The sequence below is a fragment of the Nonomuraea sp. NPDC002799 genome (genome assembly GCF_053592075.1).
Genome location: NZ_JBSFVA010000002.1, coordinates 165,838 through 188,740, shown reverse-complemented (window position 1 = coordinate 188,740; position 22,903 = coordinate 165,838). Strand labels below are relative to the sequence as shown.

Genomic DNA, 22,903 nt, shown 5'->3' with positions numbered 1-22,903 from the left:
ACCCCGATGACAAGCCTGGCTTCTCCCGCGTTGGTCGGACGTGACGCCCAGTTACGCTCGCTCATCGGCGCCATCACCAGCCCGCCCGCCGTGACCCAGGTGCAGGGCGAGGCCGGCATCGGCAAGACCCGCATCGTCCGGGCGGCGATCGACCGGCTGCGCCACGGCGAGCGCACGGTGCTGCTCGGCCACTGCCACCAGATCCGCGAGCCGTTCCCGTACGGGCCGGTGTTCGACGCGCTGCGGCACGCCGGCCCCGCGCTGCCGGGCTCGGACCGGCTCAGCCCGGTCACCGGCGCGCTGCGCGGCTACCTGCCCGAGTTGTCGGGCCATCTGCCACCGGACCCGTCGCCGCCGCCGCACGACGATCCGCGGGCCCAGCGGCACCGCCTCTTCCGCGCGGTGCACGCGCTGCTGGCCGCCGCCGGCCCCGTCGTACTGGTGGTCGAAGACCTGCACTGGGCCGACGATGGCACACGGGACCTGCTGCGCTTCCTCACCGACCAGCCGCCTGAGGGGCTGGCGCTGGTGGTGACGTTCCGCCGGGAGGACCTTCCGGTGCCCGGCCTGCCGTTCGGGCACGCCTACCGGCGTCCGCCCGGTGTGCGCAGCGAGGTGATCTCGCTGACGCCCCTCGACGTCGAAGGGGTGCGCAGCCTGACCGGCGCGCTGCTCGGCCGGCCCGCTCCCTCCACCGGCTTCGCCGCGAAGCTGCACGAACGCACCGCCGGGGTGCCGTTCGTGATCGAGGAGGTGGTGCGCTCGTTGCTCGATGACGAGGGCCGATTACCCGACGAGCCCGACGTGCTCGACCGCATGGCCGTGCCGCTGCTGCTGCGCGAGGCGATGGCCGAGCAGCTCACCGGGCTCTCCCCCGCCGCGCTGCGCGCCGTGCACGCCGCCGCCGTCCTGGGCCTGCCCGCCGACGAACCGCTGATCGCCGCCGTGTCCGGCACCGCGCAGCCGGGGCTGAGCGAGGCGCTCAAGGCGGGCGTGTTGCTGGAAGACCGCGACGGCCAGTACGCCTTCCGCCACGCCCTCGCCCAGCAGGCCGTCTACGACGCGATCCCCGGCCCCGACCGCCGCCGCACCCACCAGCGGGCCATGGCCGCGCTGGCCGTCCTCGACCCGCCGCCGCTGGTCCAGCTCGCTTACCACGCCCGCCGCGCGGGCGACTTCGCGGCGTGGCAGCGGCACGGCAGCGCTGCAGCCGACCACGCCGCCGCGCTCGGCGACATCCCGCTCGCGGTCGAGGTGCTCGAAGGGCTGCTCGCCGACCCGAAGCTCCCGCGTGACGCCCGCGGCCCGCTCACGCTCCGGCTGAGCCGGGTCGCCGCCATCGGCCTGTCGCACCGGCGGGTCGTCCGCATCCTGCGCCACCTGCTGTCCGACGACTTCCTGTCCCGGCGGGTACGCGGCGAGGCCAGGCTCAACCTCGGCGTGCTCCTGTCGAACCAGGCCGGCGCGATCACCGCCGGCCGCCAGGAGATCCTCGCCGCGCTCCCCGACCTGGACGACAGCCCCAGCCTCGCCGCCCGCGGCCTGGCCCTGCTGGCGATGCCGGTGTGGGGCGGCGAGCCGCTCACCATGCACGAGGAGTGGATGGCCCGCGCGGAGAAACTGCTCGTCGAGGACCAGGATCCCGAGCTGACCGCCGCCGTGCTCGCCAACAAGGTCAGCCTCGCCATGCTCATCGGCTCCCCCGACGCGTTCGAGCTGGTGGCCACGCTGCCGGTCAACGACCCCTGCACGGCGGTGCGCCGGCAGGTGGCCCGCGCCTACTCCAACCTGTACGACGCCGCGCTCGCGCTGGGGCACTACGCGGCGGCCGCGCGGTTCGGCGACCAGAGCAGGCGGATCGCCGAGGAGACCGGCGCGCTCTACCCGGTGTTCCTGGTGGAGATGTCGTCGATCCGGCTGGACCTGCTGACCGGCCGCTGGGACGGCCTGCGCGAGCGGGCACTCGCCGCCCTGGAGATGACCTTCGAGGCGCCGCTGCTGGCGGTGGAGGCCCGGCTGGCGCTCGGCGTGCTGGCCAGGGCCAGGGGCGAGTGGGACGAGGCCGGCGAACATCTGGAGGCGGCCGGGGTTCAGGACATGGACTCGGGCTTCCTGCCCGTGGCCCTCTCGGGCTCCGGCGGGCTGATCGAGCTGCACCTGACGCGTGACTCCCTGGAGAGCGCGCTGCTGGAGGCGGACCTGGCGGTGAGCAGGCTGCGCCGCAAGGGCGTGTGGGTGTGGGGCGACCAGCTCGTGCCGGCCGCCGTCGTCGCGCTGCTGCGGGCCGGGCGGTCCGGGGAGGCGGCCGACCTGGTGGCCGAGTTCGCGGCCGGGATCGAGGGCAGGAACGCGCCGTCCGCGCACGCGGGGCTGGACGCCGCCCGGGGCGCGCTGGCCGGGCACGCCGGCCGGTTCGAGGAGTCGGCGCGGTGCTACGCAGGGGCGCGGCGGGCGTACGAGGCGATGTCCAGGCCGTACGGCGCGGCGCAGGCGGTGGAGTCCGAGGCCGGCGCGCGGCTCGCGCTCGGGGACCGGACGGGCGCCGCCGATCTGGTGGCCGACGCGGGCGAGCGGTACGCCGCGCTGGGGGCCACCCACGACGCGGCCCGATGCCGGCGGCGGCTGCGCGAGATCGGTCCCTCCAGCGCGCCGCGCCGGGGCCGGAAGGGCCACGGCGGCGTGTTGTCGCCGAGGGAGAGCGAGGTGGCCAGGCTGGTCGTGCTCGGGCGGACGAACAGGGAGATCGCCGAGGTGCTGTTCCTGTCCCGCCGCACGGTGGACACGCACGTGGCCCGGGTGCTGCAGAAGCTCGGCGTGCGCACCAGGGCGGACGTGCGCGAGCCGCCGCACTAGGAGCACCAGGGCGGACGTGCGGGAGCCGCCGCGCTAGGAGCACCAGGGCGGACGTGCGGGAGCCGCCGCGCTAGTGGCACACGTGCGGGAGCCCCGTCCGGACGAGCGGGCGGGGCTCCCTGGGGTGGCGGGTCAGACGGTGATGCTCCAGGAGTCGAGGACCCCGGTGTCACCGGAGTAGACGTCCTCGATGTCGAGCACCCAGGTGCCGGCCGCCTGCTGGCTCACCGGGACGGAGAACGTCCTGGTGCCGTACTGCGTGCAGGTCGTGCCGCCGTACCTGTCGACGGCGTACCAGGTGCCGTTCGGGCCGCGTACCCAGATGTCGAGGTCCTCGGCGCAGGTGTGGCTGATCGTGATGGACAGCCGCACCGGCGTGACGGCCGTGCCGCTCGCCGTGGACGTGATCGAGCTCTGGGTGTTGCTGTAGTCGTAGATCGGATAGTTGGTGTCGTTGGTGAACGTCCGGCCGCCGGAGGTGCCCTGGACGGTCAGCGCGTACGTCGTCGTGCGCGTCGCCGTCTCACCGGTGCCGGTCACCGTGACGGTGTAGCCGCCGGCCGGCGTGGTGGGCGAGGTCGCGATCGTCAGCGTCGACGAGCCGCCCGTGGTCACCGAGGCCGGGGAGAACGTGGCCGTGGCGCCGGTCGGCAGGCCGCCGGCCGACAGGTTCACGGTCTGCGCCGTGCCGGCCGTGGTGCTCGTGCCGATCGTGGACGTGGCCGGCGAGCCGGCCTGCACCGTGCCGGAGGCCGGGCTCGCCGAGATCGAGAAGTCACGCGCGGGCGGCGTGCCGCCGACCGCCTGCTTCCAGACCGCGTACGCCGCCGCGTCCGCCGCCCGGTCCAGGACGGTGTCGTTGATGTTGGTGGTGGTGTCGCAGGAGGCGTGGTAGCAGGAGTCGTACGCGCGTCCCGCCGTGCCACCCCACTTGGCCGCCTGCGCCGACGTCTTCGTCGCGCTGGCACCCGCCGCCACGCCGGAGCTGGCGATGCCGGCGTTGCGGAAGGAGGCGTCGTCGGAGCGGTTGGCGCCCTCGACGTTCTCCTCGGGCTGCAGGCTCAGCCGGTCGTAGAACTCCTTGAGGTAGGCGGCCCCGGTGGTGGTGATGTTGTTGATGAAGTAGCCGCCGTTGGTCGAGCCCGTCATGTCGTAGTTGTAGTAGACCTGGATCCGCGACCGCTCGGTGGCGCTGAGCGAGTTGACGTAGAACTCGGAGCCGTTCAGCCCCTGCTCCTCGTCCGTCCACCAGCCGAACCTGACGTGCTTGCTCATCGCCGGGTTCCGCTGCGCCAGGGTGAGCGCGACTTCGAGCAGGTTGGCCGAGCCCGAGCCGTTGTCGTTGATGCCGGGGCCGGCCGCGACGCTGTCGAGGTGGGCGCCGGACATGATGACCTGGTTGGCGTCGCCGCCCGGCCAGTCCGCGATCAGGTTCGGGCCGGCGCCGCTGGTGCAGAACGTGGTGGTGCAGCTCTGCCGGACGACGGTGTAGCCGGCGGCGCGCAGCTTGTCCTCGATGTAGGTGACCGACGCGAGGTAGCCGCTGGTCGTGGACCTGCGGTTGCCGCCGTTGGCGGTCGCGATCGACTGGAACTGCGCCAGGTGCGTCTTGATGTTGGTCAGGCTGATGTCGGGCGGGTCGCCGCCGCCGGGGGCCTGCCCGACCGTGAGGGTGTAGGTGGCGGAGTGCGACGTCGAGCCGGCTCCGGTGACGGTGATCGCGTACTGGCCCTGCGCGGTCGATGAGCCGACCGTCAGTGTCAGCGTCGAGGAGTTGCCCGAGGTCACCGAGGACGGGCTGAAGCCGGCCGTGGTGCCGCCGGGCAGTCCGGACGCGGTCAGGCTCACGGTCTGGGCGCTGCCGGAGGTGGTCTGCGTGTTGACGGTGGCCGTCACCTGCGTGCCCGGCTGGGTGCTGCCGGACGCCGGGTTGAGCGTGAGCGAGAAGTCGTTGCCCGCCGTGCCGCACGCGGGCTCGCCCGACGCCGCCGCCACGCTGACCGCGCTCCACGCCGCCTTGGTGGTGTTGCACTCGGCGCTGGCGGCGCCGTACAGCTCGATCACGGCCGCGACTGAAGCCGCGCGGACGTTGGTGTAGCGCCAGGCCGAGGTCTTGCGGCCGAGCGCGCCCATGAAGATCTTGCCGGCCTTCTGGATGCCGATGCCGGTCACCGACGAGGGGCCTCCGGAGCAGATCGGGCTGGACGGCTTGCCGCCGCCCGGGGCGCTGCCCTCGGCCAGCAGGTAGAACCAGTGGTTCAGCGGGCCCGCCGCCGCGTGCACCTCGGTGCTCGGGATCGAGGAGGACCAGCAGTTCGGGTCGCCGAGCGCGCTCGGGTTGTACATGTTCCTGATCGGCCCCTGCCCGACCAGATTGACCTCCTCGCCGACCAGGTAGTCGGCCGGGTCGTTGGCATTGGCGGCGAACGCCTCGGTGAGCGCGCCGAAGATGTCGCCCGTCGCCTCGTTCAGGCCGCCGTTCTCGTTGCCGGAGCCGGCGCCGCCCGGGGTGGTCTGGAAGATGGCGTGGCCGAACTCGTGGGCCACGACGTCGATCGGGGTCGCCTGCTGGGTGTTGGCCTGGTTGTGGCCGAAGTTGGTGTAGCTGCCGTTCCAGTAGGCGTTGACGTCCGCGAGGCCCACCCGCGCGGGGAAGCCCCGGCCGCTGCCGTTGATGCCGTTGCGGCCCAGCCAGTCACGCAGCATGTCCCATTCGCGCTGCACGCCGTAGAGCGCGTCCACGCAGGCCGTCTCCAGGTTGGTGCCGGAGCCGGTGCCCCACGCGTCGTCCGTGCCGGTGTAGGCGGTGCCGCCCTGGCCGCCGCACTGGACGCCGGGCCTGGTCGTGTCGGTCATCGCGTACGAGCTGCCGGAGCCGCTCGTGTTGATGGTGACCTGGCCGTAGTAGAAGCCGTTGCCGGTGCCCGCGCGGACGAGGTCGTAGGAGTCGGCGATCTTGCCGGTCCGCGCGTCCACGAACACGTGCTGGATGCTCGGCTTGCCTTGGGCGATGCCGCTGACCACGGCCTCCCAGGCCAGCTTCGGCCGCTCGCCCCAGGCCAGCACGACCAGGCGCGGCGCGGCGGTGTCGTCCACCCGCGACAACGTGGTCCTGGCCGTCTCGGTCGCCCGCTCGGCGCTGATCGTGGCCCTGGTCGGCACGTCGCGCGGGCTCGGGCCCGCCGCCGCGACGGTGTCCCTGACGTTCCCGAGCGCGTCGGTGACCACGACGGCGTCGCCGCCGACCATCGGCAGGCCCTTGTACGTGCGCTCGTACGCGACGTAGAACATCTCGCTCGCGCCCGGCGTGACGCCGACGCGGCTGTAGGCCTCGTCGGGACCCCGGGTGAGCTCGTCGAGCTGGCTGGAGACGGCCTTGTCGGCGACCGCCGCCGCGAGCGACGCCGGGTCGGCCGCGACCTGCTTGACCGAGCTCTGCTGCTCAGGGACGGCGCCGGGTGGTCTGGCCGCCGCGGACTGCGCCGGCGAGGCCAGCGTCGCGGCCGTGGCGATGCCCACGACCGCCGCGAGTAAGGCTTGGCGTTTCACGCGTGGTGCTCCTTTCGGCTTTCCCCGGGCCGCCCCGCGCTTGTGAGCACGCAGCGGCCACCACGCGCCCGGGATCGCCTGGGCCACGCGGACAACAGGGAAATGGGGGGGGTGAGGGAGGGTGACGAGGAAGCGAGCGGACCGTTTCGCCTTGTTGCCGCCAGAGGCTAAGCGTTGGCTCGCGCCGCGAAAATACGTAGGTACATCGGTAGCTCATACCGATAATTCCGTTTCGCCTGTTCACGCGGGCATGGTGGACAATCGGTCACGTGCAGTTCGGCGTTCTGGGCCCGCTCATGGTGCGATCGCCCGATGGCGAGCCGGTCGTCGTCGGGGGTCCGCGTCCGCGTGCTCTGCTCGCGCTGCTGCTGCTCGACGCGGGCCGGACGGTCAGCACCGACCGCCTCATCGACGGCCAGTACGGCGACCGCCCGCCCGCCGGCGCCGCCAACGCCGTCCAGGCGCAGATCTCGCGGCTCAGGCGGCGCCTGCCCGCCGAGCTGATCGAGTTCCACGGGGCCGGTTACCGGCTGGCGGTCTCACCCGACGACGTGGACGCCTACCGGTTCGAGCGGCTCGCCCGCGAGGGGCGGCGGCTGCTGGCGGCCGGCCAGGGCGCGGGCGCGGCCGCCCTGCTCAGGGAGGGCCTCGACCTGTGGCGCGGGCCGGCGCTGGCGGACATCGTGGACGCGCCGTTCGCCGAGCCCGCCGCGCGGCGGCTCGAAGAGTTGCGGCTGGCGGCCACGGAGGACCTGCTGGAGGCCGAGCTGGCGCTGCCCGAGGCGGCCCCGGTGCCCGCGCTGCAGGAGCTGGTGGCCGCCCATCCGCTGCGCGAGCGGGCGCGCGGGCTGCTGATGCGGGCGCTGCACGCGGCCGGGCGGCAGGCGGAGGCGCTCGCGGTGTTCGAGGACACGCGGCGGCTGCTCGCCGACGAGCTCGGCGCGGATCCGTCGCCCGAGCTGGCGGCCGTGCACCTGCGCATCCTCCGGGGGGCAGAGCAGCGGCAGGAGACGGCGCGGGCCGGGCCGCCGGCGCAGCTCACCAGCTTCGTCGGGCGGGAGGAGGAGCTGGGCCGCCTCGACGCGCTGAGCGGCACCCGGCTGGTCACGATCGTCGGGCCGGGCGGCACCGGCAAGACCCGCCTCGCCATCGAGGCCGCCGCCCGCCGCACCACGGAGACGGGCCCGGCCTGCTTCGTAGACCTGTCACTGGTCGACGGCGGCTTGGGCAGTGGCGCGGGCGGCGGCTTGGGCAGTGGCGCGGGCGGCGGTTCGGGCGGTGGCTTGGGCGGGGTGTTGGCGGACGGTGGGGGGCAGGTGGCGCGGGCCGTGCTCGGGGCGCTCGGCCTGCGCGAGCCGGTGCTCCGCCCACCCGCCGCCGACCCCGCCGAGCGCGTGGTGGCCGCGCTGGCCGGACAGCGCCTCCTGCTCCTCCTCGACAACTGCGAGCACGTGATCGCCGAGGCCGCCGCCCTGGCCCGCCGTCTGCTGGCCGCCTGTCCCGGCCTGACCATCCTGGCCACCAGCAGGGAGCCGCTGGGCATCACCGGCGAGCACCTGGTCCCGCTCGCTCCCCTGGCCACCCCGCCGCCCGGTGGTGCCGGCGATCCGCTCGGCTACCCGGCGATCAGGCTCTTCACCGACCGGGCCGCGGCCGTACGCCACGGCTTCTCCCTCGATCCCGCCACCCTGGACGCGGTCCTGCGCATCTGCGTGGCGCTCGACGGCCTGCCGCTGGCGATCGAGCTGGCGGCGGCCAGGGTGCGGACGTTCGGCGTCGAGGAGATCGCCGTCCGGCTGGCCGAGCACGGCAGGTTCAGCCTGCTCTCGCGCGGCGACCGCACCGCCGCCGCCCGCCACCAGACGCTGCACGCCGTCGTCGAGTGGAGCTGGAGCCTGCTCGGCGCCGAGGAGCAGACGCTGGCCGCCAGGTTGTCGGTGTTCGCCGGGGGCGCCACGCTGGAGGCGGTCGAACGGGTCTGCGGCGTGGACGCCGCCGGGCCGCTGGCCGACCTGGTGGACAAGTCGCTGGTCGAGACCGACGGCGAGCGTTACCAGATGCTCGACACGATCCGGCTGTTCTGCGCGGAGCGGCTGGCGGAGGCCGGCGAGGAGGAACGGCTGCGGCGGGCCCACGCCGCCTGGTTCCTGGACCTCGCACGGCGCGCCGACGACCACCTCTTCCGTGCTGAGCAGCTCCAGTGGCTGGCCAAGCTGTCGGCCGACAACGCGAACCTGCAGGCGGCGCTGGGCTGGAGCGTGGCGCACGACAGGCCCACGGCGCTGCGGCTGGTGGCGGCGCTGGCCATGTACTGGTGGCTGAGCGGGCGGCGCGGGCAGGCCACCCGGCACGCCGTACGCCTCCTCGACGCCCCGGAGCCCGCCGCCGACGCGACCGGACGTCTCCCCGACGCCCCCGACCCGACCGGACGCATCCTCGACGCCCCCGAACCCGCCGACGAGCTGGCCGAGGAGTATGTGCTGGCCGTGTTGCACGCCGTGCCCGGCCCCGAGTCGCCGCACTGGGCGCGGGCCCGGGCGATCGTCGACTCGCTCGACCGGCCGATGCGCCACCGCTTCGGGCCCGCCCTGTGGGGCATGGTGTCGGGCCCGCCCGAGCCGGAGCTGACCGAACGGCGGCGACTGGTGATCGGCTCCGATCCGTGGAGCAGGGCGCTCGGCCGGCTCAGCTTCGCCCTGGTGACGCTGCTCAACGGCTCGGTCAACGAGGCGGAGGAGGAGCTGGAGTTCGTGCTGGCCGACTTCGGCGCGGTGGGCGAGCGGTGGGGCATGGCGCAGGCCCTCGACTGGCTCGCGCTGATCGCCGGCCGGCGCGGCGACTGGCCGCGGGCCATGCGGTTGTGGGAGGACGCGCTGCGCATGCTGGAGGAGCTGGGGGCGCTGGACGAGCTCGTGGACGTGCTGTGCAGACGGGCCGACGCGCACTGGCGGGCCGGCGACGATCAGGCCGCGCACGCCGACTACGAACGGGCCGGCGAGCTGGAGCGCCGGCTGGGCCGGCCGGAGGTGGTGACCGGGGTCCAGCTCGCGCTGGGTGAGATCGCCCTGGCCGAAGGCGACCTCGCCGAGGCCGGGCGGCGGCTCGGCACCGCGCTGTCGGCCACGGAGAGCTTCGGGCTCGCCGGGGGTGGGACCCGGTCGCACGTGCTGACGGCCCTCGGGCGGCTCGCCGAGGCGAGGGGCGACACCGAATCGGCCGCGCGCCGGCATCGCGAGGCGCTGGTGACCGCGCTGGCGTCGCCGCTCGTCACGGACCTCGCCGACGCCGTCGAGGGCCTGGCCGGCCACGCCCTCTTCGCCGCGACCCCGCCGGAGCGGACGGGCGCTGCGGGGCGGGCGGCGTTGCTGCTCGGGGTGGGGGTGGCGCTGCGCGGCATGGCCGTGACCGGTGATCGCGACGTCGCCAGGATCGCCACCGCCGCCACCGAGGTCCTCGGTCCCGAGGCGTTCGCGGCGGCGTTCTCCGGAGGAGCGGCGATGCGCAGGGACGAGGCCATCGCGACCCTGACCCGCGACACCCCGGCCGCCCGGCGGCCCGAGCAGCCGCCCCGGCAAGCGGACGACACCCACTGACAGTCGCCGGCGGCGTTGTCAGCCGGTGGTCGCCCCGTTGTCAGCGCGTTCGCCGAAGCTGACGGACATGCGGAACACCACCATCCTCATCTCCGGCGCCAGTATCGGCGGCCCCGCCCTCGCCCTCTGCCTCGCCCGCCACGGCTTCAAGGTCACCGTCGTCGAGCGGGCGCCGGCCCTGCGCCAGGGCGGTCAGGCGGTCGACTTCAAGGGCGCGACCCACCGCACCGTCCTGACCCGCATGGGCATCCTGGACGAGGTGCGCAGGCGCCAGACCGGCGGCTCCGACCAGGAGATCGTCGACGCGGACGGCCGCCGCCTGGCGGTCATCCCCGGTGAGTTCACCGGCGGCGACGTGGAGATCGCCCGCGGCGACCTGTCCACGATCCTGTACGAGTCCACGGCCACCACCTGCGAGTACGTCTTCGGCGACTCGATCACCTCGCTCACCGAGACCGCGACCGGCGTGCACGTGACCTTCGAGCGCTCCGTGCCGCGCACGTTCGACCTGGTCGTGGGGGCGGACGGCATCCACTCCAACGTCCGCCGCCTCGCCTTCGGCCCCGAGAACGACTACGTCCAGCACCTGGGCCACTACTACGCCCTGGCGGACGTCCCCGCGTCGTTCGGCCCGGTGTCGAGGATGTACAACGAGCCGGGCCGGATGGTCACCGTCGGCGGGCCGAAGGCGGCGGCGTTCTTCGTCTTCGCCTCCGAACGCCTCGACTACGACCGTTATGACCCGAGCCGGCAGAAGGAGATCCTGGCCAAGGCGTACGCGGGCATGGGCTGGCAGGTCCCGGCCGTCATGGAGGCCGTCCGCCACTCGGAGGAGGTCTATCTCGACTCGATCAGCAAGGTCAGCATCGACCGCTACGCGAAGGGCCGGGTGGTGCTGCTGGGCGACGCGGCGTACGGCAACACGCTGGGCGGCTTCGGCACCGGGCTGGCCACGGTGGGCGCGTACGTGCTGGCGAGCGAGCTGGCCGTGGCGGACGGCGATCACCACGTGGCCTTCGCGGAGTACGAGCGGCAGCTCCGCGGCTACGCCAAGGTGGCCGAGCGCGTCAACGCCGGGCCTTTTCTCGCCCCCGCGACCCGGGCCAAGATGAGGAGGCGCAACTGGACGTTCAAGTATCCGGTCCTGCTCGCCTGGATGATGCGGGTGACCGACAAGTTCGCCACCGACATCACGCTCAAGGACTACTAGGCTCTGACGCGGCCGACACCCCCGTCGATGCGCAGGCGCGGCACGCTGTCGAGCAGCGGCGGGCCGTCGTCGCCGAGGCGCCAGTCCTGGACGGGCACCAGGCCAGGCCCGATCAGGTCGAACCCGTCCAGCAGCTCCAGCACCTCCTTCCGCGCCCGGAACCTGGCCTGCGCGGGCGTGCCGTCCGTGGCCATCGCGAGCTGGGCGATCGTCTCGGGATCGCTCTCCGCCATCGCGTGGGAGAACACCAGATGGCTGCCCGGCGCCATGCGCTTCCTGAAGGCGGCCACGATGCCGGCCGGATCCTCCTCGTCCATCACGTAGTGCAGCACGCCGACCATCAGCACGCAGAGCGGCTGGTCGAAGTCGATGAGGCCGCTCACGTGCGGATCGGCGAACACCTCGGCGGGGCGGCGCAGGTCGGCCTGGATGCCGGCCAGCCCGGGGGCGTCGGCCAGCAGCACCTGGGCGTGCAGCCGCACCACCGGGTCGTTGTCGACGTAGACCACCCGGCAGGCGGGGCTCACCGCGCGGGCGGCCTCGTGGATGCTGGGCGAGGTCGGGATGCCGGTGCCGAGGTCGATGAACTGCCGTACGCCCTGCTCGGCCAGATGGCGGACGGCGGCGATCTGAAACTTGCGGTTGGCCCTGACCACCAGGCGCGTGTCGGGGGCGACCGCGAGCAGCTTCTCGGCCACCGCGCGGTCGACGGCGACGTTGTCCTTGCCGCCGAGCAGGTAGTCGTAGACCCGGGCGGAGCTCGGCACGCTCGGATCCACCCCAGGCGGAACGCGTTCTAGCTCGGCCACCAGCGACCGTCCCCTTCACCGCGGTTTACGTGGACGTCATACTACTCCGCGCTGCCAGACATACTGAAGAAGTGGCTTCGGCCCGTCCGGCAGGCAAAACAGAACGCGTTCTCACTTAGTGCGCCAGCCGCAGGGCCGCGCGCTCACGTCCTCGGGGTCGAGCTCGATCCTGGTCAGGATGGTCGCCTCGATGGGGCGGCGGACGGTCTCGGCGTCGGCGCAGTCGTAGAACACGTACGCCCCGCCGTCCTGACCGAGCACCAGCCAGCGCTCGCCGTGCGAGACCGCCTTGCCGTCGACGTCCGCGACCTTCGCCCACTGGTTCTGGAATCCGGTGAGCTCCAGCACCAGGCTCCCAGAACCGTGATCGTGCACGTCCTCCGCGGCCTGGGTCATCCAGCCGACGAGCACGAACCCCAGGCCCATCCCCACGAGCGAGGCCGTCAGCACCCGCGAGATCGCCCGCCCGGTGGGCTGCCCGCGCAGCAGCCGATAGGGCACCAGCAGGCAGAACAGCCCCAGGAGCACCACCGTGATCAGCACCGGTGTGCCGGTGACGTCCACGACGCCGAGCAGCCCCCAGTACGCGATGCCGGACAATCCCGCCGCCACCGCGGCGGCCAGCCACGGCGTCTCCCGCGACCAGCGGTAGGCCCGCCCGGCCGCCCCCCGGGTGACCCTGTCGACCAGCCAGCCGGCGCCGACCGCCAGTCCGAGCAGCGGCAGCAGCACCAGGAAGAGCAGCACCAGCGTGCTGACCAGATGCGCGAAGATGCTGGCCTGCGTGAGCCCGGCCTGCTCGGGAGTGATGCCGAAGGTGTCGTAGACGCTCTCGAAACCCATGTAGAGCAGCCCGTACACGGCGACGGCGACCGGCACCACGACCGTGCCCACCTTCTCCAGCACCTCAAGGACGCTTCCCCTGCTCACCGGCGACACAGGTAGGGAGGTTTTAAAGTGCGAAGGAGTCAAAGCCTGATTAGTCATAAAACAAGAGAATGCGGGGGAAATATTGATGGGAGATCACGGCACGATGGGGATATGGCGCTACCTCCGGCCGTCCTTCGGAAGCCGGATCGGAAATAGAGCCGCATGACCGATGCGCTGGAGGCACTCGCCTGTGCATCCTGGTGTGTACGGATCGGGCGCGGGCCCGTTCCGTGGCTGAGAGGAGCCACGACGGATGGACTATGCGGCAGCACGCCCGACCGTGATCTTGGACAACGGTGTCGTCGGCAGGGTCATGCTGGCACATTCGTCCCGGCGCGATCTCGTGCTCGTGCTCGGCATGGACGGGACGTTGCTGAGCTGCCAGCTGGACGACATCGCCTGCGTGGTCGGCGGCACACCCCTGTGCCGGGACGGCTGACCTGCGAAGGTCAGCCGCGTGCCGATCCCGATGACCGGGGTCAGCCGCGCGTGACGATGCCGCCGAGCAGCTCGGCCGCCGCGAAGTCGTTCGTCAGCCGGTTCTTGGTGAGCGCGAAGGCGACGCCGGTCGCCGTGTCGGCCCAGGCCGCGCTGCCGCCCGCCCCCGGCACCCCGAAGACCGTCGGGCTCTCCTCATGGGTGGAGCCGGGACCGCCGATGCCGTATCCGAGCCCCCAGGCCGTCGGCATGCCGAACACCTCGTCGAGACCGCTCGACGCCACCTCCGTCACCTCGCGCAACCGCCCGGCCGCGATCAGCCGCGTCCCGTCCACCTCGCCGAGCAGCGCCGCGTACATCCGCGCGATGGCCCTGGCGGTGGTCTTGCCGCCCGCGGGGATGTCGGCGGACAGGTAGTCGGAGCGGCTGCCCAGCTCCGCGTTCGGCATCAGCGTCATCGGCCCCGCCCTGAACATCGGCAGATCCGCCGGCATCTCCCCGAACGCCGACATGTCCATCGGCACGTCCTCCAGCTTGGCCAGGCGGTGGTGCTCCTCCTCCGGCATCCCGAAGTACAGCTCGCGGGCCACGCCCAGCGGCGTCGTGACCTCCTCCAGCAGCACCTGCGAGATCGGCTTGCCGGTGGCCCGCCGGACGATCTCGCCGACCAGGAACCCGAACGTGTAGGCGTGGTAGCCCACCTTGGTGCCCGGCTCCCACCACAACTCGGCGTCCTCCAGCGCGGCCACCATCCGCGCCCAGTCGCACACGTCCTCCGGCGTGGTGTCCAGCGGCACGCCCGGCACCCCCGCCGTGTGCGACAACACGTGGCGCACGGTCACGCCCTGCTTGCCGTGCCGGGCGAACTCCGGCCACAACTCCGCGACGGGGGTGTCGTAGCCGAACAGGCCCCGCTCGGCCAGGACGTGCGCGACGGTCGCGGTGGCGCCCTTGCCGATCGAGAAGTTGTAGAACGGCGTGTCCACGGTGACGGGCCGCCCGGTCCCCGGGTCGGCCACGCCCGCGACCACGTCCACGATCTGCTCGCCGTCGCGATAGACGGCCACCTGCAAGCCCTGCTCAGCACCGGACTCGACGAGCCCGTCCGCGGCTTCCTGCACCTGCTTCTGAAGATCGCTCATTGACCGCTCCTACTTTCGCCTCTAGAACTAGACGGTACAGTACTCAAATTAGTACGGAACTGTCTAGTACTCTGTCTTTTCCGGACTAGAGAGGGCGGTCATGGCGGAAGAGGACGGCCGGACGGCGCGCAAGCGCAGGCAGATCATGGAGGCGGCGCGGCCGGTCTTCCTGCGCAACGGCTACGTCGGCGCGAGCATGGACGAGGTGGCCGCGCTGGCCGCGGTCTCGAAGCAGACCGTCTACAAGCACTTCACCGACAAGGAGCAGCTCTTCACCAGCATCATCATGGACACCACCAGCCAGGTGGAGGGGCTGGCCAAGCTCATCACGGCGGCGCTCGACGACAGCGACGACCTGGAGCGGGACCTCGGCGACCTGGCCCGCCAGTTCCTCGGCGCGCTCATGCGGCCCGACACGCTACGCCTGCGGCGGCTGGTGATCGCCGAGGCCGATCGCTTCCCCGAGCTCGGCCGCACCTGGTACCAGCAGGGCTTCGAGCGCTCGCTGCACACCCTGGCGACCGCCTTCGAGCGCCTGGCCGAGCGCGGGCTGCTGCGCCCGGACGATCCGCAGCTCACCGCCCAGCACTTCGTGGGCCTGCTGTTGTGGATCCCGCTGAACAAGGTGATGTTCTCGGGCGGCGGCGACCACTACACCGAGGCCGACCTCGAACGGCTCTCCCAGGCGGCCGTGGCGGCGTTCCTGCGCGCGTACGGGGTCGCTAGGCCAGATAGCCCTTGACCCCGTTGGCCAGGGCGGCGGCCATGCGCTGGCGGAAGGCGGGGCTGGTCATCTTGGCGGCGTCGCCGGGATTGCGCATGTTGCCGCACTCGATGAAGATGGCCGGCCGCTGCGACAGGTTGAGCCCGCCCAGGTCGGTGCGGGTCTGCAGGCCGGCCTTGGCGACGTAGTTGGCGTAGGAGAGGCCGGTGCCCTTGGCGAAGGCGTCGCGGACCCGCACCCCGAGCCGCCGCGACGGCTTGATGACGGCCTCGTTGTGCCCGCGCAGCAGCCCCGGCATGATCACGTGGAACCCGTGCCCGCTCGGCGCGGCGCCGTCGGCGTGCACGGACACGACGGCGTCCGCCCTGGCCTCGTTGCCGATGGCGGCCCGCTCGGTGACGCAGGGGCCCACGCCTGTGTCGTTGGGCCTGGTCAGCACCACCTTGGCGCCCATCCGCTCCAGGATCGGCTTGAGCCGATTGGCGACGTCCCAGGTGAAGGCGTGCTCCGGGAATCCGGCGGCGGTCTCGGTGCCGGTCGTGTTGCAGGGCTTGGTCCCGGTGATGATGTCGACCGGGCGGTTGATCTCCTCGGGATGCGCGGCGTTGCCGCCGTTGTGGCCCGGATCGATCACCACGGTCTTGCCGGCCAGCGCGGGCGGCGGCGCCGTGACCGGCTCGCTGCCGGGAGAGGGCGAGGCGGGCAGCGCCGCCTCGTGCACGCCCGGCACGGCCGCGCCGCCGCACGCGGTGGACAGCACGGCGATCGCGGTGAGTGCCATGAGGTGAACGCGCATGAACCTGACGCTACCGGGCGTGGGCCGTCAACCCCAAGACCCCTCTGACCTGGGAATTCGTGTCGCGTTCCAGGCCCGGCGGCGCTCGCCGCAAATGGGGCCTACCCGGGTGGCGGAGATCGGGAGAACGTGGTGGACGGACACCGCTTGACGCGACGACGACGAGGGAGAGGAGCCTGAGCGATGCAGCAGCGCACTTGGACGATGAGGCCGTCCGTCCGGCCCGCGACGGCCGACGACGCCGAGCAGGTGGCGGAGCTCATCGCGACCGCGTTCGCCGAGCTGAGGGTGACCTCCTACCTCGTGCCGGAGCCCAGGGGACGGCACGCGATCATGGCGGGCACCTACCGGATCCTCGTGGACCACGCCATCGAGCACGGCGAGGTGCACCTCATCGACGACGGCCCGGCGGTGGCCGTCTGGTTCCCGGACCCGCCGCTGCCCGAGATCAAGGACTACGACAGCCGGTCAGCGGCGATCACCGGCGCGGCGGCCGAGCGCTTCCGCGCGCTGGACGCGCTGTTCGCGCGGAACCATCCGGCGGAGCCGCACCACTACCTCGCCTTCCTGGCGGTGCACCCCGATTGTCAGGGCGAGGGGCTCGGCTCGGCGCTGCTGCGTCACCATCACGCCCGGCTGGGCGGCGCGCCCGTCTACCTGGAGGCCAGTAGCACGGGCAGCCGCGACCTGTACGCGCGCCACGGCTACCAGGCACGGGAGACGTTCGCGCTGCCGGACGGCCCCATGTACTGGCCGATGTGGCGGCCGGCGACTCCCTGACGCTTTTGTGAGGCGTCACAGAATTGACCGGTCATCTTTACTCCGCTGTCCAGTTCACAGAATGACGAGCATGGCTCATCGTTTGTCTGCGAATGAACCGCGACCAGTGGAGTCACGATGCGCCGCCGTACCTTCATCACCGCAGCTGTCGCGTTCTCGGGTGCCATGTGGCACGAGGCCGCGGCGGCGTCCGTGTCGGCGGGCGTGAGCCCGTACGGGCCGCTGCTCGCCCCCGACGCGAACGGCATGGCGTTGCCCGCCGGCTTCACCAGCCGGATCGTGGCCAGGACCGGCCGCGTCGTCGGCGGCACCCTCTGGCATCCGGCCCCCGACGGCGGCGCCTGCTTCCCCGACGGCGCCGGCTGGATCTACGTGAGCAACTCCGAGGTGCCGCTGATCGGCGGGGCGTCGGCGATCAGGTTCGCGGCCGACGGCTCGATCACCCGCGCCTACCGCGTACTGAACGGCACGAACCTCAACTGCGCCGGCGGCGCCACCCCATGGAACACCTGGTTGTCCTGCGAGGAGATCTTCCGCGGCCGGGTCCACGAGACCGACCCGTACGGCGTGCGCGCGGCCCAGCCGCGCCCGGCCATGGGCCGCTTCAAGCACGAGGCCGCCGCCTGCGACCCCGACCACCGGGCCGTCTATCTGACCGAGGACGAGAGCGACGGCTGCTTCTACCGTTTCACGCCCACGACCTGGGGCGACCTGTCCGCCGGCCGGCTCGACGTGCTCTGCGGCCTCGGCGGCGACGCCGTCGAATGGCGGCCCGTCCCCGATCCGACGCCGGGCACGCTGGAGCGCCAGACCCGGAAGCAGGTGTCCGCGGCGCGGCACTTCAGCGGCGGCGAAGGCTGCCACTACGCCGCCGGCGTCTGCTACTTCACCGCGAAGGGCGACCGCAAGGTCTGGGCGTACGACACCGCGAGCCAGACCGTCCGCGCCGTCTATGACGGCACCGGCACGCTCGACGGCGTCGACAACATCACGGGACGCCCGTCCGGCGACCTGTACGTGGCCGAGGACGGCGGCAACATGGAGATCAACATCATCACACCGGACGGCGTGGTCGCACCCGTCATGCGGCTCGACGGCCAGAGCAAGTCGGAGATCACCGGGCCCGCGTTCTCGCCGGACGGCACGCGGCTCTACTTCTCCTCCCAGCGCGGCACCAGCGGCGAGACCGCGGGCACCGGAGGCATCACCTACGAGGTGACCGGCCCGTTCCGCCGCTGACCGGCCACGGATTCCGCACCCCCCACCCCTGCCGGAAGGAGTCCTCATGGTCCGACGGACGCTCACCCTGCTCGCCGCCGCCACCCTGCTGCTCGCCCTCACCCCACCCGCGCACGCGGCGGCGGGCGAGGCGTACGTGGCGCTCGGCGACTCGGCCGCCTCGGGGCCGCTGGTGCCCAACCAGGTCCTGCCCGCCCTCGGCTGCCTGCGGTCCGACCGGAACTACGCCCACCTGACCGCCCAGGCCATCGGCGCGCGCACGTTCAAGGACGTCACCTGCTCGGGCGCCGAGACCGAGGACATGTACCAGCGGCAGAGCACCGAGCTCGGCAGCGTGGCGCCCCAGCTCGACGCGCTCAGCCAGGACACCACGCTGGTCACGGTGCAGATCGGGGCCAACGACGTCGGCCTGACCGGCTTCATCGAGGACTGCCTGAACCTGCTGCCCCCGCCCATCGGCGACGCCTGCAACGACGACTACATCGAGGGCGGCCAGGACACCTGGCGGCGGGAGACCGACGCGCTGCGGCCCAAGCTGACCACGCTGGCCGCCGACATCCGGGCCCGCGCCCCGCAGGCCAGGATCTTCGTGGTCGGCTACGCCACGTACGCGCGGCCGAACGGCTGCTACCCGCGCGTCCCGATCATCAGAGCCGACGCCAACTACATCCGGGCCACGCTGATCTACTTCAACCAGATGCTGGCCGAGCAGGCGGCCGGCGCCGGGGTCGGCTTCATCGACCTGCAGACGCCGAGCGTCGGACACGACCCGTGCACCTCGCCCGGCGTGCGGTGGATCGAGCCGTACGTCCCGGCCGCGCCCGCCGCCCCCTTCCACCCGAACGCGCTCGGCATGCGGGGGTTCGCCACCGTGGTCATCGGCGCGGTCAGCGGGGGCAGCGCGGCCCTGTGAACCGGTGCGGCGCTGGCCGCCGTCAGCGGGGTCCCGCGAGACGGCGGGCGGCCAGCGCCGCGCCGATCCGCTGCAGATGGGCCGGGTCCATGGGATCGAGTCCCGTCAGGCCGGCGGCTCTGCGCAGGCGGTAGTCGACGGTGTTCGGATGCACGTGGAGCAGCTCGGCCGTCCGCCGCCGGTCCAGCCCGGTCTCCAGGTACGCCGTGAGCGTCCTGAGCAGGTCGGGGTTGTCCAGCAGCGGGTCGAGCAGCCCCGCGAGCACCGCCGTGGCCTCGCTCGACCGGGTGAGCTGGTATTCGAGCAGCACGTCGGCCAGCCGGTAGGCGCCCGGCGGCTGCTCGAAGATCCGGACCACCTCCAGCACCTCCTCGGCCAGCTTGGCGGCGGCGGGCACGCCGGCGAGGCCCGCGAGCTCGGCCGCCGCCCACACCGGCACACCCGCCGCCTTCTCCGCCGCGGCGGCCATCTCGCCGACCGCGCACCAGCCGGGCTCCTCGCCGGGGAGCGGCACGAGCACGAGGCCGCCGGTGGTGTCGAGCGCCGACAACACCGGCTCGGCCGCGTGCCGCTGGAGCGCGCTCCTGATCCGGTGCAGCTTGCGGCGTCCCGCGATGGACCCGCCGGGCTCGTCGGACTCCTCGTCCGGATGCCGCCCGGCCGCCAGGGCCAGGATCAGGTAGCGGGGCGCGAGCCGGACACCCGCCAGCGCCGCCCGGTCGCCGCCGAGCAGCGCGGTGACGGTGGCGTGCATCGTGTGCTGCTCCTGGCTGAGCATGCTCTCGCGCTCCTCCAGGTACGCCGTGCACACGGCGGCCGTCACCGCCTCCATGTAGCCGAGGATGATCCGGTTGGCCTCCACCACGTCGTCGAAGTCGGCGGGCCCGGCGGCGGCGAACAGCTGCTCCCCCACCATGCGCGCCCCCAGGTGGTAGGCCGCGAGCAGGGCCTCCAGCGGCACGCCCTCCTGGGCGCGGCGGGCCGCCGACGCGCGCAGCGGCGCCAGCTCCGCCCGGCCCGGCGGGCGGCGGTCGCGGAAGATCCGCGCGATCAGGCGCAGATTGTGCTCGGTGATCTCGGTGATTTCGCCGTCGAGCTCCTCCTTGGGCAGCCGGCGGTAGAGCGGGATCTGCTCGGCGAAGCCGCGTACGAGCCGCCTGGCCAGCTTGGCGGCCTGGCGGTCGAGCAGGGTGTGCACGGGGCACCCGGCCAGGGTGAGGGCGCGGACCACGCTCGAACCATCCCAGAACACCACGCGTTGGTGAAGGCGGCCCGGCATGAAAGTTTCACCCTCTTCACGAGCGACCTGTGCGCGCCCGTTGACGGGCGGGCACGCGGGAAAGGAGGATCGAGAGGCTCCTCATGGGAGCGCTCCCAACCCCCCGAAGGACCTCCATGACCCGATGCCGGGCCGCCTTACTGGCCCTCCTCACCATGGTCGCCCTGTCCCCCATCGCGACGGCGCACGCCGCCGACGAGGGGCCCGAGCAGATCGTGAACGGCACCTTCGACGCCGGCACCGCCCCCTGGTGGAGCACCGGCAACCTCACCATCGCCACGGACGCAGGGCGCCTGTGCGCCGACATCCCCGGCGGGACCACCAACCCGTGGGACGCCATCATCGGCCAGAACGACATCCCGCTGGTGGCCGGCGAGACGTACGCCTATCGGTTCTTCGCCATTGCGACGCCGGCCAAGGTCGGCAGGGCGCTGATCCAGCTCCCGGTGGACCCGTACACGCAGTATCTGTCCGCCAGCCCCGAGCTGAGCGTCTCCGGCAACGACTACGCCTACACGTTCACCGCCCCCGTGTCGCTGCCGAACGCCCAGGTCGCCTTCCAACTGGGCGGCAGCGCCGAGCCATGGAGGTTCTGCATGGACGACGTGTCGCTCAAGGGCGGCGCCGAGCCCGAGGTCTACGAACCGGACACGGGCCCGCGCGTCCGCGTGAACATGGTCGGCTACCTCCCGGCGGGCCCGAAGAAGGCCACCGTGGTCACCACCGCGACCACCGCCCTGAACTGGGAGCTCAAGAACGCCGGCGGGCGCACGGTCGCCGGCGGCAGGACGACGCCCCGGGGCGTGGACGCCAGCTCGGGACAGAACGTGCACACCCTGGACTTCGGCGCCTTCCGCACGCCGGGCCAGGGCTACACGCTGACGGCGGACGGCGAGACGAGCAGGCCGTTCGACATCGCGGCCGGCATCTACGACGCGCTGCCCGCCGACGCGCTGAAGTTCTACTACACCCAGCGCAGCGGCATCGAGATCCTCGACAGCCTGCGGCCCGGCTACGCCAGGCCGGCCGGGCATGTCGGCGTGCCGCCGAACCAGGGCGACGTGAGCGTGCCGTGCCAGCCCGGCGTCTGCGACTACACGCTGAACGTCAAGGGCGGCTGGTACGACGCCGGCGACCACGGCAAGTACGTCGTCAACGGCGGCATCTCGGTCTACCAGCTCATGGCCACGTACGAACGGGACAAGGCGGCCTTCACGGACGGCCAGCTCGCCATCCCGGAGAGCGGCAACGGCCGGCCGGACATCCTGGACGAGGCCCGCTGGGAGCAGGAGTTCCTGCTCAGCATGCAGGTGCCGGACGGCAAGCCGCTCGCGGGCATGGCGCACCACAAGATCCACGACCAGAACTGGACCGGGCTGCCGCTGCTGCCGCACCTGGACCCGCAACTCCGCGAGCTGCACCCGCCCTCCACGGCGGCCACGCTGAACCTGGCCGCGACGGCGGCGCAGGCGGCCCGGCTGTTCGCTCCGTACGACGCGGAGTTCGCCGCCAGGAACCTCAAGGCGGCCCGCAAGGCGTGGGCGGCGGCCAAGGCCGAGCCCGGCAGGTACGCCGACCCGGCCGACGGCGTGGGCGGCGGCGCCTACAACGACGCCGACGTGACGGACGAGTTCTACTGGGCGGCGGCCGAGCTGTTCATCACGACGGGCGAGAAGGAGTTCGAGGACTTCGTGCTGGCCTCGCCGCACCACACCGGCGACGTCTGGCGTGATCGCGGCTTCGACTGGGGCAACACCGCCCAGCTCGGGCGGCTCGACCTGGCGACCGTGCCCAACGCGCTGCCCGGCCGGGCCCGGGTGCGGCAGTCGGTGGTCGAAGGGGCCGAGAAGTATCTGGCGATCCAGCGGGCGCATCCGTACGGGCTGCCGTACAACCCGCCGGACTTCGACTGGGGCTCCAACAACCTGGTGCTGAACAACATGGTCGTCATGGCGACGGCGTACGACCTGACCGGCCAGGAGAAGTATCGCGCGGCCGTCCGCGAGGGCATGGACTACCTCCTCGGCCGCAACGCGCTCAACCAGTCCTACGTCACGGGCTACGGCGAGGTGGCCTCGAAGAACCAGCACAGCCGCTGGTACTCCCACCAGCTCGACCCCGCCCTGCCCAACCCGCCGCGCGGCACCCTGTCGGGCGGCCCGAACTCCAGCATCCAGGACCCGCTCGCCCAGCGGCTGCTCCAGGGCTGCAAGCCGCAGTTCTGCTACATCGACGACATCGAGTCGTGGGCGACCAACGAGCTGACCATCAACTGGAACTCCCCGCTGGCCTGGGTCTCGGCGTTCCTGGCCGACAAGAGCGGGCGCTCCGGCTGCCGGGTGCGCTACTCGGCGCACGGCTCGCACGGGTTCGCCGGTCACGTCGTGATCGAGAACACCGGCAAGGCCACGGTGGACGACTGGAGCCTGCGCTGGTCGTTCCCGGGCGGGCAGAAGATCCGGGACGGCTGGGGCGCGACGTTGTCCCAGTCGGGCCCGGTCGTGACGGCGAAGGGCACCGGCAAGATCAGGCCGGGCAGGTCGGTGAGCTTCGGCTTCACCGCCCTGAACGCCTCCGGCCCCAACCAGGCCCCCGAGGTCTTCCACCTGAACGGCGACCGCTGCGCGTGACCACCTCGCCCGGCGGCC

The 22,903-nt window shown here is 72.6% G+C and carries 15 protein-coding genes; 9 read left to right on the top strand and 6 right to left on the bottom strand.

Features of this window, described 5'->3' with window-relative positions; genetic code table 11:
- The first annotated feature begins 6 nt into the window (after positions 1–6).
- Positions 7–2,853 (top strand): ATP-binding protein, encoded by a 2,847-nt coding sequence (locus ACWD0F_RS04785; protein ID WP_449872559.1) that lies wholly within the window; start codon positions 7–9, stop codon positions 2,851–2,853.
- Between the two features lie 132 nt (positions 2,854–2,985).
- Here ACWD0F_RS04785 and ACWD0F_RS04780 read toward each other — a convergent pair whose 3' ends face one another.
- Positions 2,986–6,402, bottom strand: coding sequence for a M28 family peptidase (locus tag ACWD0F_RS04780; protein ID WP_449872558.1), 3,417 nt, complete (start codon positions 6,400–6,402; stop codon positions 2,986–2,988).
- A 269-nt stretch (positions 6,403–6,671) separates the two neighbouring features.
- Between ACWD0F_RS04780 and ACWD0F_RS04775 the strand changes: the two genes are divergently transcribed.
- Together ACWD0F_RS04775 and ACWD0F_RS04770 are read left to right on the top strand one after the other, a co-directional pair.
- Positions 6,672–9,995, top strand: coding sequence for a BTAD domain-containing putative transcriptional regulator (locus tag ACWD0F_RS04775; protein ID WP_449872557.1), 3,324 nt, complete (start codon positions 6,672–6,674; stop codon positions 9,993–9,995).
- Positions 9,996–10,062: 67 nt separating this feature from the next.
- Positions 10,063–11,205, top strand: coding sequence for an FAD-dependent monooxygenase (locus ACWD0F_RS04770; RefSeq protein ID WP_449872556.1), 1,143 nt, complete (start codon positions 10,063–10,065; stop codon positions 11,203–11,205).
- Here ACWD0F_RS04770 and ACWD0F_RS04765 read toward each other — a convergent pair.
- Positions 11,202–11,984, bottom strand: a complete 783-nt coding sequence (locus ACWD0F_RS04765; RefSeq protein WP_449872936.1) for an SAM-dependent methyltransferase — start codon at positions 11,982–11,984, stop codon at positions 11,202–11,204. The genes ACWD0F_RS04770 and ACWD0F_RS04765 overlap by 4 nt on opposite strands.
- A 141-nt stretch (positions 11,985–12,125) precedes the next feature.
- A complete protein-coding gene (locus ACWD0F_RS04760; RefSeq protein WP_449872555.1) occupies positions 12,126–12,944 on the bottom strand; it encodes a hypothetical protein in 819 nt (272 codons plus the stop codon).
- Positions 12,945–13,197: 253 nt separating this feature from the next.
- Here ACWD0F_RS04760 and ACWD0F_RS04755 point away from each other — a divergent pair, with 253 nt between their 5' ends.
- A complete protein-coding gene (locus ACWD0F_RS04755; RefSeq protein WP_449872554.1) occupies positions 13,198–13,383 on the top strand; it encodes a hypothetical protein in 186 nt (61 codons plus the stop codon).
- Between the two features lie 40 nt (positions 13,384–13,423).
- Here the strand turns inward: ACWD0F_RS04755 and ACWD0F_RS04750 are convergent, their stop codons facing one another.
- Positions 13,424–14,524 (bottom strand): serine hydrolase domain-containing protein, encoded by a 1,101-nt coding sequence (locus ACWD0F_RS04750; RefSeq protein ID WP_449872553.1) that lies wholly within the window; start codon positions 14,522–14,524, stop codon positions 13,424–13,426.
- 100 nt (positions 14,525–14,624) lie between these two features.
- On the opposite strand from ACWD0F_RS04750, the gene ACWD0F_RS04745 reads away from it, so the two are divergent.
- The gene (locus ACWD0F_RS04745) at positions 14,625–15,266 is read left to right on the top strand and encodes a TetR/AcrR family transcriptional regulator (protein WP_449872552.1); all 642 of its coding nucleotides are present in this window, start codon (positions 14,625–14,627) and stop codon (positions 15,264–15,266) included.
- On the opposite strand, the gene ACWD0F_RS04740 is transcribed toward ACWD0F_RS04745, so the two are convergent.
- Positions 15,247–16,044 (bottom strand): N-acetylmuramoyl-L-alanine amidase, encoded by a 798-nt coding sequence (locus ACWD0F_RS04740; protein ID WP_449872551.1) that lies wholly within the window; start codon positions 16,042–16,044, stop codon positions 15,247–15,249. The two genes, ACWD0F_RS04745 and ACWD0F_RS04740, sit on opposite strands and share 20 nt — an antisense overlap.
- A 183-nt stretch (positions 16,045–16,227) precedes the next feature.
- On the opposite strand from ACWD0F_RS04740, the gene ACWD0F_RS04735 reads away from it, so the two are divergent.
- The 3 genes from ACWD0F_RS04735 (at position 16,228) to ACWD0F_RS04725 (ending at position 18,976) form a co-directional block, all read left to right on the top strand.
- Positions 16,228–16,824 carry a GNAT family N-acetyltransferase gene (locus tag ACWD0F_RS04735; protein WP_449872550.1) on the top strand — a complete coding sequence of 199 codons (597 nt, stop codon included), beginning with the start codon at positions 16,228–16,230 and terminating at the stop codon, positions 16,822–16,824.
- A 117-nt stretch (positions 16,825–16,941) separates the two neighbouring features.
- Positions 16,942–18,063, top strand: coding sequence for an alkaline phosphatase PhoX (locus ACWD0F_RS04730; protein ID WP_449872549.1), 1,122 nt, complete (start codon positions 16,942–16,944; stop codon positions 18,061–18,063).
- 46 nt (positions 18,064–18,109) lie between these two features.
- Complete coding sequence (locus tag ACWD0F_RS04725) at positions 18,110–18,976, top strand: SGNH/GDSL hydrolase family protein (RefSeq protein ID WP_449872548.1); 867 nt, start codon at positions 18,110–18,112, stop codon at positions 18,974–18,976.
- Between the two features lie 22 nt (positions 18,977–18,998).
- On the opposite strand, the gene ACWD0F_RS04720 is transcribed toward ACWD0F_RS04725, so the two are convergent.
- On the bottom strand, positions 18,999–20,255 hold the full coding sequence (locus ACWD0F_RS04720; protein WP_449872547.1) for a PucR family transcriptional regulator: 1,257 nt from the start codon (positions 20,253–20,255) through the stop codon (positions 18,999–19,001).
- A gap of 116 nt (positions 20,256–20,371) precedes the next feature.
- Here ACWD0F_RS04720 and ACWD0F_RS04715 point away from each other — a divergent pair, with 116 nt between their 5' ends.
- Complete coding sequence (locus ACWD0F_RS04715) at positions 20,372–22,885, top strand: glycoside hydrolase family 9 protein (protein WP_449872546.1); 2,514 nt, start codon at positions 20,372–20,374, stop codon at positions 22,883–22,885.
- Positions 22,886–22,903: the final 18 nt, after the last annotated feature.